Source organism: Steroidobacter denitrificans (assembly GCF_001579945.1).
GTDB lineage: Bacteria > Pseudomonadota > Gammaproteobacteria > Steroidobacterales > Steroidobacteraceae > Steroidobacter > Steroidobacter denitrificans.
Map to the genome: position 1 here is coordinate 1,579,206 of NZ_CP011971.1, position 14,615 is coordinate 1,593,820.

Here is a 14,615-nt window from a genome sequence, read left to right on the forward strand (position 1 = left end):
ATGCCGCATTACATCACCCAGCCCGCCGGCCGCGCCGGCGGCGATTTTCGCATCCCGGGCGATAAATCCATCTCGCACCGGGCGCTCATGCTCGGCAGTATCGCCGAAGGTACGACCGAGGTGCGTGGCTTCCTGGAAAGCGAGGATTGTCTCGCCACGATGAAAGCCATGCGCACCATGGGAGTACGCATCGAGCAGTTCGCGCCCGGGGCGCTGCGGGTGTACGGGGTCGGCCTGCGGGGGCTGAGGCAGCCCGGCCGGGCATTGGATCTGGGGAACTCCGGCACCGCGATGCGGCTGATGACCGGTCTGCTGTCGGGGCAGACCTTCGACAGCGAGTTGATCGGCGATGCTTCGTTGATGAAGCGGCCGATGGAACGGGTTGCGGCGCCGCTGCGACTGATGGGAGCACGCATCGACACCGATCAAGGCCGGCCTCCCGTACGAATCGGCGGAGCTGCCGCATTGCAGGGCATCCGCTACACGCTGCCGGTCGCCAGTGCACAGGTCAAATCGGCAATACTGCTGGCGGGACTGTATGCCCAAGGGGCGACCATGCTCATCGAGCCGGGGATCACGCGCGATCATACCGAACGCATGCTGCAAAGTTTCGGCTGCCCGGTGCAGGCGGCGCATGGCGAGGTGCACATGACGCCGGTGGAGCGGCTGGTGGCGCGTTCTCTGGAAGTGCCGGGTGATTTTTCCTCCGCGGCTTTCTTCATGGTGGCCGGCTCGATCGCGGCCGGAAACGGATTGACGCTGCGCGGCGTCGGTGTGAATCCGACGCGTACCGGATTGCTGGATATTCTCGCGCTCATGGGCGCGGATCTGCGCCTCATCAATCATCGTTCCGCCGGGGCCGAGCCGGTGGCCGACATCGAGGTGCGGCCTTCGCGCCTCCAGGGCATCCATGTTCCCGAACACCTGGTGCCGCTGGCCATCGACGAATTTCCCGCCTTGTTCATCGCTGCCGCCTGTGCACAGGGCGAGACGCGGGTGACCGGCGCCGAGGAGTTGCGCGTCAAGGAAAGCGATCGGATCGCGGTGATGGCCGAGGGATTGACGGCGCTGGGAGTGAGCTGCGAAGTGTTGCCCGACGGCATCCGAATTCAGGGCCGGCCGGCCGAGGCCCCCGCCGGCGAGGCGGTATTCGCGGGTGGCACGATCGACAGTCACGGCGACCATCGCATCGCCATGGCATTCGCGGTGGCAAGCTTGCGGGCGAATGCTGCGATCCGTATCGACGATGTCGCCAATGTGGCCACTTCCTTTCCCGATTTTCCCGCTATCGCAACGGCCGCCGGATTGCATCTGCGGGCTGTGCCCTGAAGACGCCGCCCGGAAATTTTCAGGTGGCCGGCGCGCCGATCATCACCGTCGACGGTCCCAGCGGCTCCGGCAAGGGAACGATCTCCCGGCGACTCGCTCGGCAGTTGGGCTGGCGGTGGCTGGACAGCGGCGCATTGTATCGGCTGGTGGCCTACGCCGGACGACAGCGGGGTCTTGCGATCAGCGACGCTGCCGGGCATGCCTATCTGGCTCTGCACCTGGATGTGCGTTTCGACGAGGGGAGCGACGGGGTGGAGCGGATCTGGTTGGACGGCGTGGAGGTCAGTGTTGCCATCCGCGGCGAGGATATCGGTAAAGGCGCCTCCGTAGTGGCCGCCATGCCGGAAGTACGAGCCGCCTTGCTGGAGCGCCAGCGGGCATTCGCCGGCGCGCCGGGTCTGGTGGCCGATGGGCGGGACATGGGCAGCGTCGTTTTTCCCGCCGCCGAACTCAAGATCTATCTGACCGCCAGCGCCCGGGAGCGGGCGTTACGGCGTCATAAGCAGTTGAAACAAAAGGGGCTCAGTGCTAACCTCGCCGCCCTTTCACTGGAGATTGCCGAGCGTGATCGACGCGATATGGACCGGCCGATCGCTCCGCTGAAACCCGCCGACGACGCCGTTGTCGTCGACTCCACCTCGATGACGATCGACGCGGTCGTCGAACGGGTGCTGCAGCTGGCGGCTGCACGGCGTTTGTTTTAGACGAAGATTCTTTATGGTACCGCGCCGGATGTGCGGTTCGATTCATCAGACCCTTGCGGGACGGGACGATCGCAGGGGACAGCGGGCGACAGGCCCCGGAAACACCCATGACCGAAAGTGCAGCAACTGAAAGTGTAGCGACCGAGAGTTTTACGACTGAAAGCTTCGCACAGATGTTCGAAGAGAGCCCGGCTTCACAGAAAATAAAGCCGGGTGCGATCCTGATGGGCCGCATCGTGTCCATCGGGCCCGATGTGGTACTCGTCAATGCCGGCCTGAAAAGCGAGGCCGTGATCCCGGTCGAGCAGTTCAAGAACGAACATGGCGAAGTGGAAGTCGCTGTCGGCGATGATGTGGAAGTGGCGCTGGACAGCGTGGAGGATGGCTCGGGCGAGACCCGGCTATCGCGCGAGAAGGCGAAGCGGGCGCGCACCTGGTCACGCCTGGAAGAGGCGTTCGAGCAGCAGGAAGTCGTCAAAGGCATCATCAACGGCCGCGTCAAGGGCGGCTTCACGGTCGAGATCGACTTCGTCCGCGCATTCCTGCCGGGTTCGCTCGTCGACGTGCGTCCGGTGCGCGATCCTTCCTATCTGGAAGGCAAGACCTTGGAATTCAAGGTCATCAAGCTCGATCAGAAACGCAATAACGTCGTGGTGTCGCGCCGTGCCGTCGTCGAGCAGGAGTACAGCGTCGAGCGGACCGAACTGTTGGAAAAGCTCCAGGAAGGCGTGGTCATCAAGGGCACGGTCAAGAACCTCACGGATTACGGCGCATTCGTCGATCTGGGCGGTATCGACGGCCTGCTGCACATCACCGACATGGCCTGGAAGCGTGTCAAGCATCCTTCGGAAGTCGTCACGGTCGGCGATGAAATCGATGTGCGTATTCTCAAGTTCGATCGGGAGCGCCAGCGTGTCAGCCTGGGGATAAAGCAGTTGGGCAATGATCCGTGGCAGCAGATCGGCCGCCGCTACCCCACCGGTACGCGTCTGTTCGGCAAAGTGACGAATATCGCCGACTACGGCTGCTTCGTGGAGATCGAAGAGGGCGTGGAAGGCCTGGTACACGTATCGGAAATGGACTGGACCAACAAGAACGTCAATCCGTCCAAGGTCGTGCACATCGGTCAGGAAGTGGAAGTCATGGTGCTCGATATCGATGAGGAGCGCCGGCGTATTTCCCTGGGCATCAAGCAGTGCCAGTCGAATCCCTGGAAGGAGTTCTGCGACGACTTCAATCGCGGCGACAAGGTCAGCGGCCAGATCAAGTCCATCACCGATTTCGGCATCTTCATCGGCCTGTCCGGCGGCATCGACGGTCTGGTGCATCTGTCCGACATCTCCTGGGACGTTCCCGGCGAAGAGGCCGTGCGCAATTACCAGAAGGGCCAGCAGCTGGAAGCCATGGTGCTGTCGATCGATCCCGAGCGCGAACGCATTTCGCTCGGCATCAAGCAGCTGGCGAAAGATCCGTTCTCGACCTGGATCGCCGAACATCCCAAGAACACGATTGTCACCGGCACCGTGCGCGAAGTGGATGCGAAGGGTGCAATCATCGATCTAGGCGGCGGTGTGGAAGGACACCTGCGCGCCTCGGAACTGTCGCGCGATCGCGTCGAGGATGCGCGTGCCGTGCTTAAGATCGGCGAGGAAGTGGAGGCGAAATTCACCAACGTGGATCGCAAGAGCCGTACCATCGCCCTGTCGATCAAGGCCAAGGAAATGCACGAAGAGGCCGAGGCGGTGCAGAACTATCGCACCGGCGAGTCTTCTACGGGCACCAGCCTGGGTGATCTGCTGAAGGAGCAAATCGGAGGCCAGGACGCTTCCTGATCGCGGTACCGACGTGGCGGCGGAGTGATCTCCGCCGCCACGTTCACTATATGCCTGCGACAATACAGTCGGATTGGCGCCGGCGCTAGAACAACAACGGGCCCGAGCATGACCAAATCGGAACTCATCGAGCTCATCGCAGCCAAACAGAAGCATCTTCCCGCCAAGGATGTCGAACTGGCGGTGAAGCAGGTTCTGGAAATCATGAGCGATGCGCTGGCTCAGGGCGGACGCATCGAAATCCGCGGCTTCGGCAGCTTCTCGCTGCATTTCCGGCCGCCGCGCCAGGGGCGTAATCCCAAGACGGGTGAGACCGTGGCTCTATCGGGCAAATATGTGCCTCATTTCAAGCCGGGCAAGGATCTGCGCGAGCGCGTCAACGCCGGCGCGGACATGCCCATCCGCGACTGATCGTTCGCAACCCGGACGAGAGCCTGCTGCCTGGAAAATCGCGGCTGGAAACCTGCCGATCGGAACTCGCCGACCAACAGCCCGCAACCCAAGACTCGCTGGCCCAAAAACCGATTGGCCTGCCCTTCATGAATAATCTCGGCTAGAGTCATCATCATGAGCCGAGTCCTTTTTTTGTCCTTGGTCGTCGTCCTGGCCCTGGCGGCGCTGCTGATCACTGCCATGAATCCCGTGCATGTGGATCTGGAACTGGCCTTCATCCGTATTACGGCACCGCTGGGGCTGGTGCTGGTCGTCGCGCTGGCCGTCGGGTTGCTGGCCGGGTTGGCGTCGCGCGCCTATTGGATCGCCGCGTTGCTCCAGGAGCGCGGTCGCCTGCGTCGCGCGCTGCGCCGGGCCGAATCCAGTTCATCGTCCAACAAGACGGCCGATGATGCCGGCTGAATCCTGGCTGGTGGCGCCTCCGCTGGTATTGATCGGCGGCTCGTTCATCGCAGCAGCGGCCGGCTGGCTGCTGGGGCGGCGTTCGACACTGCGCAGTGCCTCGTTCCGCAATGCACACAATGCCATGGATGCCGGCGAGCCGCAGTCTCGCCCGGCAGCTCGCAGCCTATCGGAAGAGTATTTCCGGGGATTGAGATTTCTGCTCGACGAGGAGCCGGACAAGGCGCTGGCGGTGTTCCTGCACATGGTCGATGTGGATAACGATACCGTGGAGACTCACTTCGCGCTGGGCAGTCTGTACCGCCGCCGCGGGCAGATGGATCGCGCGATCCGTGTGCATGAGAACATCATGGCGAGACCGGCGCTGAGCGAGGAACATCGGTTGCATGCGATGTTCGCGCTTGCCGAAGATTATTTCAGCGCGGGACTATTCGATCGGGCGGAACAGCTGTTTCTACAGTTGTCCGACGGCGGCAGATGGCATATTTCAGCGTTGCGCTATCTATTGCGTATCTATGAACAGCAGCGTGACTGGGAACATGCCATCGAAGTGCATGGCCGGTTGACCAGGGTGGCGACCCCGGAGCATCCGACCGCCATTGCGCATTACTATTGCGAACTGGCGGAACAGACGCGTGAGGTAGGGGATTTCGATGCGGCGCGCGCCTACCTGCACCGGGCGCGCGAGGCGCAGCGCAATTTTCCGCGCAGCGCCCTGATACGCGCTGATATCGCCCTGGACATGCATGAACCGCTGCTTGCCGCCACCCTGTGCCAGCGGGTGGTGGAACTGCATCCCCGGCTGCTGGCGCTGGCGCTGCCGCGGGTTGTGCGTGCAATACGCGATGGCGGCGTGGACGGCCTGGAACAACAAGTGCAGCAGCGGATCCGTTCAGAGCCGGCGGCGCGCGCCGAACTGGCATATGCAGCGATCGTGGCGGGCCTGGAGGATGAGGCCGTGGTACGCGACTGCCTACCGGATCTGTTGCGCGAAGATCCCAGCCTGGGCGAAATCGTGCATGCGCTGGCGGGTGAACCTGGACTACTCGATTCTGCACAACGCGGCGCACTCGCCACGGCGCTGGGCCGCATTCTACGGCGCACCCAGCGGTATCGCTGCGTCGAATGCGGTTTCGCGAGCAGTTCGCATTTCTGGCAATGCCCCGGCTGCCGTAGCTGGGATGCATTCGCGCCGGTCGTGCTGCTGGATCTCATGCCTGGCATGCAGCGCCGCTAAACACCGGCAGACAACCTGCTCGCCGGACAGTCCGGAGAGAGGGGGATGCCGGCGCATTTTGATCCCGAATGCGTAGAAATACGTCCTTCTGCGGCGATCACCGATGCCACATACTTCGATCCGTTCATACGGATCAGGGATGCCGCATCGGGGAGGGAGCCTCCATGTCATTCAGCCGGCCGACGCCGCTCGTACGCCGCCGCATTCGCATGTTGATCGCCTGCTTGATCGCTCAGGCGGCCGACCCCGCCTTGCCACCGGCCCGTCGCGATACGCCCATATCTTCGCCACCGCCCGGACGCCGCGCACGCCGGCGCCTGGGCGGTAACGGACGTGGCACACGAAATACCTGACTTTCTTGCGATATCATCGCGGCTTGCTGATGGCGGAGGTGCATAGTGAGTCGGATAGGACGGATCAGAACGGCAGTATTTCCGGTGGCCGGCCGCGGCACGCGATTTTTGCCCGCCACCAAGGCGAGTCCCAAAGAAATGCTGCCGATCGTCGACAAGCCGTTGATCCAATATGCAGCGGAAGAGGCGCTCATGGCGGGTGCAACCAAGCTGGTGTTCATCACCGGCAGTTCGAAACGAGCGATCGAGGACCATTTCGACAGCGATCACGAATTGGAGGAGGCGCTGCAGGAGCAGGGCAAGTCTGATCTGCTTAAATCGCTCAAGGAGATCGTGCCTTCCTGGGCCAGTTGCATCTATATCCGGCAGCCCTCGCCGCTGGGACTGGGGCATGCCGTCTGGTGCGCCAAGCCGGTGGTGGGGGACGAGCCGTTTTTCGTGCATCTGGCGGACGATCTCATCGATGCCGGAACACCGTGCCTGCAGCAGATGGCCGCCGTGCACGGCGAGCGCGACGGCAGCGTGTTGGGCGTGGAAACCGTGCCTCATACCGAAACGAACAAATACGGCATCGTCGCGGCCCAGGAATGCGGCAGCCGGCTCAGCAGAGTGACCCAAATCGTCGAAAAACCCGCGCCTGAGCGCGCGCCATCGAATTTGGCGGTAGTCGGACGCTATGTGCTGTCGCCCTCCATTTTCCGGAAGCTCGAAACCATCGGTCGCGGCGCCGGGGGGGAGATTCAGTTGACGGATGCGATTGCCGCGCTGCTGGACGAGGAAGCCGTGTACGCCTATGAATTCGAAGGCAGGCGTTATGACTGCGGCAGCAAGCTGGGCTACCTGCAGGCCACCGTGGAGTACGGCTTGAAACATGAAAGCCTGGGCGGGGAATTCGGCGAATATCTCGTGGCCCTGGCTGACCGGTTGGATTCCCGCGCGCGCTGAGCATGCATCGATATTGAATATGGCGCGGCGCGTCCCCCGCGCGCCGGCCTGTTGATCCATCCAAAGGGCGATCCCCAACGGGCGATCCGCCAAACGACGCCGGCGCGTCCTGTTCCTGTACGCAAATGCACGAATGCGGCATGAACTCGTTGTGAGGCATGCTACCACCGCTCCGGCGTACTCTGAGGGGGCGGGGAGGTGCGTGTTTTTCGATAGTCTCGTTGACAACACATTTTGACAACACAGTCAATGCTGTCGGTGGACCTCGTTCACTGCATAACGAAGGGGGTACGGGAATGACACGCTCAATATGGGTAATAGGAGGCTTGTGCCTGCTCGCCATGCCGGCGATCCAGGCGCAGCAGTCCGATACGGCCGCCAGACTGAGTCAGGAACTGAAAACGGCGAATATCGCACAACGCGCCGACTCCAGTTACATGCCGGTGGCGAACGACGCCGAACTCGCGGAACTCGCCAAGAAGCTTCGAGCCGAGAAACCGGCTGCCGCTGCCCGCCACCAGGCGTTGCTGGAAAGCCGCTATGACCTTTCGAACCGACCCGCACAAGGTGTCACGATGACACGTGGCAAACCGGTACAGGCAGGTGTACGGGTCAAGCTTCCCCCGGGAATGACCTGGGAGAAATTATCCGAAATGACTCCAGAGGAGATTCATCAACAGGATCTCTTTCCGGCAGGCTTTTTACCCTTGCCGCATCCCATTCATGCCGAAGGCGGCATGGTGTTTCCTAAATTCATGATCGATGAGATCAAACGACAGGAAGCCCGCGATCTGAGCCGCTTCGATCTCGATTTCGATCTGCCCGATCACTTTCTACCGGAATTTCCTGCCGCAATATTTTTGACCACGCGCCCGGATCTCGGTGACGTTTCGCAAGGCCGGTTGGTCACGAATCGTAATTTCTATGAACTCTTCGGCGGTATTCTGAATCCGAAGCAGCTCGAGGGCTTGCGACTGCTGGTCATGCCGTTTCCGCAGCAACAGTTCAATCAAACCAGCGACCGGCGCAGCGAGCATGCCCATCAAGGTGTCGCCTGTTTCGATTGTCATGCCAATGGTCATACCAACGCCGCCACGCATCTGGTCGGTGATATCCGGCCACAGCAGTTCCGGCATCGTATCGCCACGCCGACCTTGCGCGGAGTGAACATCCAGCGCCTGTTCGGCTCCCAGCGGGCACTGAAGACGATCGAAGACTTTACGGAGTTCGAGCAGCGCGCTGCGTATTTCGATGGCGATACGGTGATAGCGGTCAAGAAGGGCGTCAACGTGTTGGAGCGCGGCAGCCAGGTGCACGATATGGCTGAGTTTCAGGAACTGCTGGATTTTCCGCCGGCACCAAAGCTGAATCTCCTCGGAAGGTTGGATCCGGCCAAGGCTTCTGCGCAGGAACGGCGCGGCGAGGAGGTTTTTTTCGGCAAGGGACAATGCTCCGCCTGTCACATGGCGCCGTTCTATACGGACAATCTGATGCATAACCTGCAGACGGAGCGCTTTTACCGGGCGCGCATGATCAACGGTAGAGCCGCTGCAGCCGATGGTCCAATCAAGACCTTTCCGTTGCGCGGCATCAAGGATTCGGCGCCCTATCTGCATGATGACCGGCTGCTTACGCTCGATGACACCGTGGAGTTTTTCAATCTCATCCTGGGTACGAGGCTGACCCAAAGCGAGAAACAGGACCTGGTCGCATTCCTTTATACGCTCTGACGATCGCTGTCATCGGAATCATCGAGGTCCTTCATTGATGATCGGGATGTCCGGGGTGATCAGCGCCCCGGACATCCATTCAGACCCGCCGGCCCATACCGCCCTGTGGAAACGATACGCCGCAGGAGCACGAGGAGAATGTAATGACCGTCGCACGCATCACCGAGATCAGCAGCATCAGTCCCAAGAGCTTCGAGGATGCCATCGTTCAGGGCATCGACCGCGCGAATAAGACCTTGAAAAGCTTGAAGGGCGCCTGGGTGAAGGATCAGGAGGTCACAATCGAGAACGGCAGGGTGAGCGGTTATAAGGTTGTGTTGAAGGTGACGTTCGTCCTGACAGATTGACGATATCCTGGTGGAGGAAAATCCCCGGGATACTCGCGACCGCCGGAGTTCGGACCGATCGATCCGAGAATAATCGTTCCGTGACGATCGGTCCGGCCGGCTTACCGGAGCACCTCCTCCAGGAATTGCAATAATGCTTTCCAGGAGCGGCGATCGGCGCGGTCGCTGTAGAGCATGCCCATCTCCCGGTTGTTCGCTGCCGGATTGGTGAAGGAATGAACGGTGTGGCCATAGGCGTGCAATTGCCAGTCGACGCCGGCCCGGGTGAATTCCTGAGCGATGGCCAGCACATCCTGCGGTGGCGCCAGCGGATCGTCATAGCCGTGCAGAATCAAGATCTTCGATAAGATCTTCGCAGCCGTTAGTCCGGTGGGCTTGAGCAGTCCATGAAAGCTCACCACACCGCGCAGTTCCGCACCGCTGCGCGCCAGATCCAGCACGCACAGCCCCCCGAAGCAGAAACCCATGGCGGCCACCCGGCGCGGATCCACTTGCGGCAACGCCTTGAGGGCTGCGAGTGCGGCATTGATACGCTGCGACAACAGCGCCCGATCCTGCATGAACGGTTCCATAAGCGACTGGTTTTCCTCGGGAGAACTGCCGCGTCGGCCGTTGCCGTACATGTCCAGCGCGAAGCTGGCGTAACCATGGTAGGCCAGCCGGCGTGCCTTGCGTTCGACGAATTCGTCCCGGCCTCCCCAGGCGTGACTGATCAGTACTGCCGGTAACGGTTGGTGGCGCGACTCGTCATAACAAAAGAAGCCTTCCAGGCCGGCGTCGCCGTCTCGATATTCGATGAGTCGTTCACGTATCGTCATGCCCTGATCCTCAGGATCTGAGAAGCCATGATGCGATCATGCCGGGAGCGGCCGGACAGTGCCAGTCCGGTCCTCACGCAAATGCCGTCGCCTTGCTTTGCATCCGCTGATGCCAGATAGCGCCGCCGATGAGATACTGAACGTTTGACTGAAGCCGATGCGGCTCAGGCTGCGCGGCATGAAAGACTTCATCCTGATTCATCGCACATGCTGCGAAAATCAGTATGGATCCGCAGTCCCGACTCATACGGCATGACGGGACGGTAAAGGAGAAAAATCGAACGTGCAGTCTTCCACGATCTTCTGGATGGGGTTTGGCGCGAGTCTGGCCGCGGGCATGGGCACGGCGCTGGGAGCGATCGGAGTGCTCTTGTTCAAGCGTCCCACGGCACGCATGAGTGACGGACTGCTCAGCGCCGCGGCGGGTGTCATGCTTGCGGCAACCTTCTTTTCCCTGCTGCAGCCAGCGATCGAGTATGGTGAAGCGCAGTACGACAGTCGTCTGATCGCGGTCGGCCTGGTGGTCGCCGGAGTGATCGGTGGTGCGCTGGGCCTGTTCCTGATTCATCGTTTCGTGCCGCACGAGCATTTCATCATCGGCAGACAGGGACCGGATAACAAGGCGATGGAACGGATCTGGTTGTTCGTACTGGCCATCACTTTACATAATTTTCCCGAAGGCATGGCGGTGGGCGTGGGCTTCGCCGGCGGAGACCTCGGCAAGGGTCTGTCTTTGGCCATCGGTATCGGCCTGCAGAACATTCCGGAAGGCCTTGCGGTTGCCGCAGCCCTGTCGGCGATCGGTTACGCCAGGTCACAGGCTTTCTGGGTTGCCTGCCTTACCGGACTGGTCGAACCGGTCGGCGGCGCATTCGGCGCATCGGCCACCTGGCTGGCCGCCGCGGCGATGCCCTGGATCCTAGGTATGGCGGCCGGTGCGATGTTGTTCGTCATCAGCGACGAGATCATTCCAGAGACGCATCGCGGCGGGCATCAGGAACTGGCGACCTTTTCGTTGCTGGGAGGCTTCTGCGTCATGATGGTGCTCGATACGGTCTTCGGCTGAGCGCCTGGGGAGGATCGATCGGTCAGGCGGCAAAGACAGTAATAAGCTATTTGTTAGCATGCTATCATTAATCCCTGCTATAGTCGGCGAACTACAAGCGTGACTTCAAATTATTGATTTTGCTGGAATTATAGATGGATTTACGAGAGTCCTTCGCACGTGAATTGGGTTGGGTGAGTCGCCGCTGGCGCACGCGTATCAATGAGCGTCTGGCCGGTTGCGGCCTGACCTTCGCACGCTGGAGCACGCTGCTGCAGTTGTCGCGATGCGAAGGACTGATCACGCAGACGGAGCTGGCCGCGCTCCTGGGTGTCGAGGGACCCACCCTGGTACGGCTGCTCGATGCCCTGGAAAAGAAGGGACTCATCGAGCGGCGCCTGACCATGGATGACCGTCGGGTCAAGCTGATCGCGTTGACGCCGGCGGCGCAGCCGGTACTGGAGCGAATCAATCAGATCGCCCGTGAAGTGCGTGAGGACATCCTGGGCGATCTGGATACATCGGATCTGGAAGCCTGCCTGACGGTGCTGAGACATATCGGCGCACGGCTCGAGGGTTCGTTGGGAAAATCCCGAAATGCTGGTCACTGAACCCCATATCCCTTCCGCCGGGGCCGACCCTGTACTCAAGATCGAAGCTGCCCGGTCATGTTCTCGCGAGTGCGACTCCAGCGCGCCACGCCGACGGCTCCAGGGTTTTTCATGGTTTCCCCCGGGCTGCACGGCGAACCTGCGGCTACGCCGGATCGCGATGGCGATCGCGCTGATGGCCGGCGTGATTTCGCTCGGCATATGGTTGCATCATCGGGCGACCCATATCCATGTGACCGATTCGCGTATCGCCTCGCATGTAGTGGTGCTCAGCAGCGAAGTAACCGGGCGGCTCCTCGCCATACCGGTGGTGGTCGGCCAGCATGTGTCCAAGGGTGACCTGCTGGCTGCGATCGACCGATCACAATCACGGCTGCAGTTGCGCGAGATCGAGGCGCGCATGGAGGCGGTGTCCGCACAGCAGGCGCAGTTGCGCGCCCAACAAGACATGGTACGCAGGCAGGTGAACGGCCGATTGCAGGCGGCACGTTCACAGCTTTTGGCTGCCGAGGCGGATCGCCATGGGAAAATGGCAGAGCGCGACAACGCACGCGATGAACTCGAGCGGCTGTCGGCGCTTTACAAGACCGGTGCGGTATCGGCGCAGCTCCTGGACACGACTCGTGCGCAATTCATCAGCACACAGCAACAGGAACTACGTGCTGCAGCCGGCATCGACACGGCGCGCGCCAATCTGACCTCGGTACAGGCCGAGGAAGCGCAGGCGGTGGTACTGGAGCGGCAGATCACGATGCTGGAGGCGCAGAAGGCGGCGTTGGCCGCCCAACGTCAGCAGCAACTGATCGATCTGGACAAACGCGCGATCCATGCCCAATTCGACGGGGTCATCGATCAAACGTTTGCAGAGGCTGGCGAGTATGTCTCTCCCGGCATGCGCGTGCTGATGTATCACGATCCCAAACGTGTGTGGGTGGACGCCAACATCAAGGAAACAGATTTCGATCGGCTCAAGATCGGGGCATCCGCGACAGTCACGGTGGATGCATATCCACACCGCCGCTTCACGGGCAAGGTGACGCACTTGGGGCAGGCAACGACCAGTGAGTTCGCTTTGCTGCCCAATCCCAACCCCAGCGGAAATTTCACTAAAGTCACGCAGCGTCTGCCGGTGCGTATCGCGGTGGCGCAACAGGATGATCTGCTGCGCCCGGGCATGATGGTCGAAGTTTCCATCGACGCCACTACCGGCAATGTCGTCCACTAAAGCACTGTTCGAGCGTTACGGCGATACATACCGAACACTGGCCACGGTGACGGCGCTGGTCGCCGCGACCGCCGTCATCCTGTCCGCAACGATCGTGAATGTCGCTATTCCCGATGTGATGGGGACATTCGGCATCGATCAGGTCCAGGCGCAGTGGCTTTCCACTGGATTCCTCGCCGCCATGACCGCGACCATGCTATTGGGCGCATGGGCGGAGCGGGCCTTCGGATTGCGCGCGACCTTCGTCGCCTCTCTATTGCTTTTCGGCGTCGGTTCGATACTCGGCGGTATGGCACCGAACAATAGCGTGCTGACGCTGGCGCGGGTGGTTCAGGGTGCTGCAGCGGGTATCGTGCAGCCGCTGGCCATGGTGGTACTGTTCCAGGTGTATCCGCTCCACCAGCGCGGCAGAGCGATGGGGGTCTTCGGAATCGGTGTCGTTCTCGCGCCAGCTCTAGGCCCGTGGGTAGGCGGCCTGCTCATCGACAATTTCAATTGGCGCTATGTATTTTATCTAGGCCTGCCGTTTGGTGCGCTGGGTGTGGTGCTGGCTGCATTCTTCCTGCCGACCCGCGAGCAGGAAAAGAGCAGGCCGCGCTTCGACTGGATCGGTTTCGCCCTGCTGTGTCTTTTTCTGCTGCTGCTGCTGAGCGCCTTGTCGAACGGGCAGCGTATGGGCTGGGATTCCGATGCCATCCTGCTGCAACTCGCCATCGCCGCCGGCGCCATCGTCGCCTTCGTCTTCTGGGAGCGACATACGGCAGAGCCGATGCTTGCTCTGAGTCTGTTCGAGCAAGTACCGTTCGCGGCAAGCGCGTTCGTGAGTTTCGTCATCGGCGCCGGTCTGTTTGGCTCCACCTATCTACTGCCTTTGGCAGTGCAGACGATACAGGGGTTGACCCCGACACAAGCGGGGCTGATGCTGATGCCGGCAGGGTTCATTCTGGCGGCGATCTTTCCCTTGTCGGGCCACTTGAGTGATCGAATGCCTCCGGCACTCATGATTGCCATCGGGCTGCTGATCTTTGCGCTCGCCAGTTATCTGACTGCGAAGTTCGACGTCAATAGCAGCTTCGTGTGGCTGACCTGGCTGACCGTGCTCACGCGGCTCGGCCTGGGTGTCATGTTTCCGTCTCTGAACGTGGCTTCCCTGCAGGTCTTGCCGCGCTCATTGATATCGCAGGGTTCCGGTGCAGTCAACTTCATGCGCCAGTTGGGAGGGGCGTTCGGCGTCAATCTGCTCGCGGTGCTGCTGGAGCGGCGCACGGTCTTTCATGGCGAGGCTCTGGCCGTGCTGCAGACATCTCACAATCCGGCTACTGCCGCATTCATCGGCGAAGCCGTAGACCTGATGAAGGAGATGTCTCTATCGGCGGGTGACCGTGTTCCGGCGGCACTCTGGTATCTGGGGCAGGCGCTCTATGTCCAGGCCCGTACCGAGGCGTTTCGCGATGCATTCCTGGTGACGACATTGGTGTTTTTGATCGCGCTTTGGCCGACCTGGCTGCTGTATCGAGCGTTGCAGAGTGAACCGCCGGGGACCGCGGAGGAATAGTTATTGTCCAATGCCGAGCGGGCGCGTGG

The 14,615-nt window shown here is 61.3% G+C and carries 16 protein-coding genes; 14 read left to right on the top strand and 2 right to left on the bottom strand.

Features of this window, described 5'->3' with window-relative positions:
• The 10 genes from aroA to ACG33_RS07150 all read left to right on the top strand — a co-directional run bounded on the left by aroA (nucleotide 1) and on the right by ACG33_RS07150 (nucleotide 9,332).
• The gene (aroA, locus tag ACG33_RS07105) at nucleotides 1-1,329 is read left to right on the top strand and encodes a 3-phosphoshikimate 1-carboxyvinyltransferase (RefSeq protein WP_066919891.1); all 1,329 of its coding nucleotides are present in this window, start codon (nucleotides 1-3) and stop codon (nucleotides 1,327-1,329) included.
• A gap of 23 nt (nucleotides 1,330-1,352) precedes the next feature.
• Nucleotides 1,353-2,033, top strand: a complete 681-nt coding sequence (cmk, locus tag ACG33_RS07110; RefSeq protein ID WP_066919893.1) for a (d)CMP kinase — start codon at nucleotides 1,353-1,355, stop codon at nucleotides 2,031-2,033.
• A 107-nt stretch (nucleotides 2,034-2,140) separates the two neighbouring features.
• Nucleotides 2,141-3,865: a 30S ribosomal protein S1 gene (gene rpsA / locus ACG33_RS07115; protein WP_066919895.1), complete on the top strand. Its 1,725-nt coding sequence runs from the start codon at nucleotides 2,141-2,143 to the stop codon at nucleotides 3,863-3,865.
• A gap of 108 nt (nucleotides 3,866-3,973) precedes the next feature.
• Entirely contained in the window at nucleotides 3,974-4,276 is a 303-nt protein-coding gene (locus tag ACG33_RS07120) for an integration host factor subunit beta (protein WP_066919897.1), read from the top strand.
• A 156-nt stretch (nucleotides 4,277-4,432) separates the two neighbouring features.
• Complete coding sequence (locus ACG33_RS07125) at nucleotides 4,433-4,720, top strand: lipopolysaccharide assembly protein LapA domain-containing protein (RefSeq protein ID WP_066919899.1); 288 nt, start codon at nucleotides 4,433-4,435, stop codon at nucleotides 4,718-4,720.
• Nucleotides 4,707-5,957: a tetratricopeptide repeat protein gene (locus tag ACG33_RS07130; protein ID WP_066919901.1), complete on the top strand. Its 1,251-nt coding sequence runs from the start codon at nucleotides 4,707-4,709 to the stop codon at nucleotides 5,955-5,957. Before ACG33_RS07125 ends, ACG33_RS07130 begins: the two co-directional genes overlap by 14 nt.
• A 164-nt stretch (nucleotides 5,958-6,121) precedes the next feature.
• Nucleotides 6,122-6,310 carry a hypothetical protein gene (locus ACG33_RS16485; protein ID WP_066919903.1) on the top strand — a complete coding sequence of 63 codons (189 nt, stop codon included), beginning with the start codon at nucleotides 6,122-6,124 and terminating at the stop codon, nucleotides 6,308-6,310.
• 54 nt (nucleotides 6,311-6,364) lie between these two features.
• Nucleotides 6,365-7,255, top strand: a complete 891-nt coding sequence (gene galU, locus ACG33_RS07140) for a UTP--glucose-1-phosphate uridylyltransferase GalU (protein WP_066922989.1) — start codon at nucleotides 6,365-6,367, stop codon at nucleotides 7,253-7,255.
• Nucleotides 7,256-7,551: 296 nt separating this feature from the next.
• Nucleotides 7,552-8,985, top strand: a complete 1,434-nt coding sequence (locus ACG33_RS07145) for a cytochrome B6 (RefSeq protein WP_066919905.1) — start codon at nucleotides 7,552-7,554, stop codon at nucleotides 8,983-8,985.
• Between the two features lie 143 nt (nucleotides 8,986-9,128).
• On the top strand, nucleotides 9,129-9,332 hold the full coding sequence (locus tag ACG33_RS07150) for a dodecin family protein (protein ID WP_066919907.1): 204 nt from the start codon (nucleotides 9,129-9,131) through the stop codon (nucleotides 9,330-9,332).
• Nucleotides 9,333-9,433: 101 nt separating this feature from the next.
• On the opposite strand, the gene ACG33_RS07155 is transcribed toward ACG33_RS07150, so the two are convergent.
• Both ACG33_RS07155 and ACG33_RS16895 read right to left on the bottom strand, forming a co-directional pair.
• Entirely contained in the window at nucleotides 9,434-10,150 is a 717-nt protein-coding gene (locus ACG33_RS07155; protein WP_066919909.1) for a dienelactone hydrolase family protein, read from the bottom strand.
• A gap of 73 nt (nucleotides 10,151-10,223) precedes the next feature.
• Nucleotides 10,224-10,352, bottom strand: coding sequence for a hypothetical protein (locus tag ACG33_RS16895; protein ID WP_257721748.1), 129 nt, complete (start codon nucleotides 10,350-10,352; stop codon nucleotides 10,224-10,226).
• An 81-nt stretch (nucleotides 10,353-10,433) separates the two neighbouring features.
• Here ACG33_RS16895 and ACG33_RS07160 point away from each other — a divergent pair, with 81 nt between their 5' ends.
• From ACG33_RS07160 to ACG33_RS07175, 4 genes are all read left to right on the top strand, one after another.
• Nucleotides 10,434-11,216, top strand: coding sequence for a ZIP family metal transporter (locus ACG33_RS07160; protein ID WP_237392704.1), 783 nt, complete (start codon nucleotides 10,434-10,436; stop codon nucleotides 11,214-11,216).
• Nucleotides 11,217-11,350: 134 nt separating this feature from the next.
• Nucleotides 11,351-11,806, top strand: coding sequence for a MarR family winged helix-turn-helix transcriptional regulator (locus ACG33_RS07165; RefSeq protein ID WP_066919914.1), 456 nt, complete (start codon nucleotides 11,351-11,353; stop codon nucleotides 11,804-11,806).
• Between the two features lie 160 nt (nucleotides 11,807-11,966).
• Nucleotides 11,967-13,031: an HlyD family secretion protein gene (locus ACG33_RS07170; RefSeq protein ID WP_066919915.1), complete on the top strand. Its 1,065-nt coding sequence runs from the start codon at nucleotides 11,967-11,969 to the stop codon at nucleotides 13,029-13,031.
• Nucleotides 13,018-14,586, top strand: coding sequence for a DHA2 family efflux MFS transporter permease subunit (locus ACG33_RS07175; protein WP_066919917.1), 1,569 nt, complete (start codon nucleotides 13,018-13,020; stop codon nucleotides 14,584-14,586). Before ACG33_RS07170 ends, ACG33_RS07175 begins: the two co-directional genes overlap by 14 nt.
• Nucleotides 14,587-14,615 lie beyond the last annotated feature (29 nt).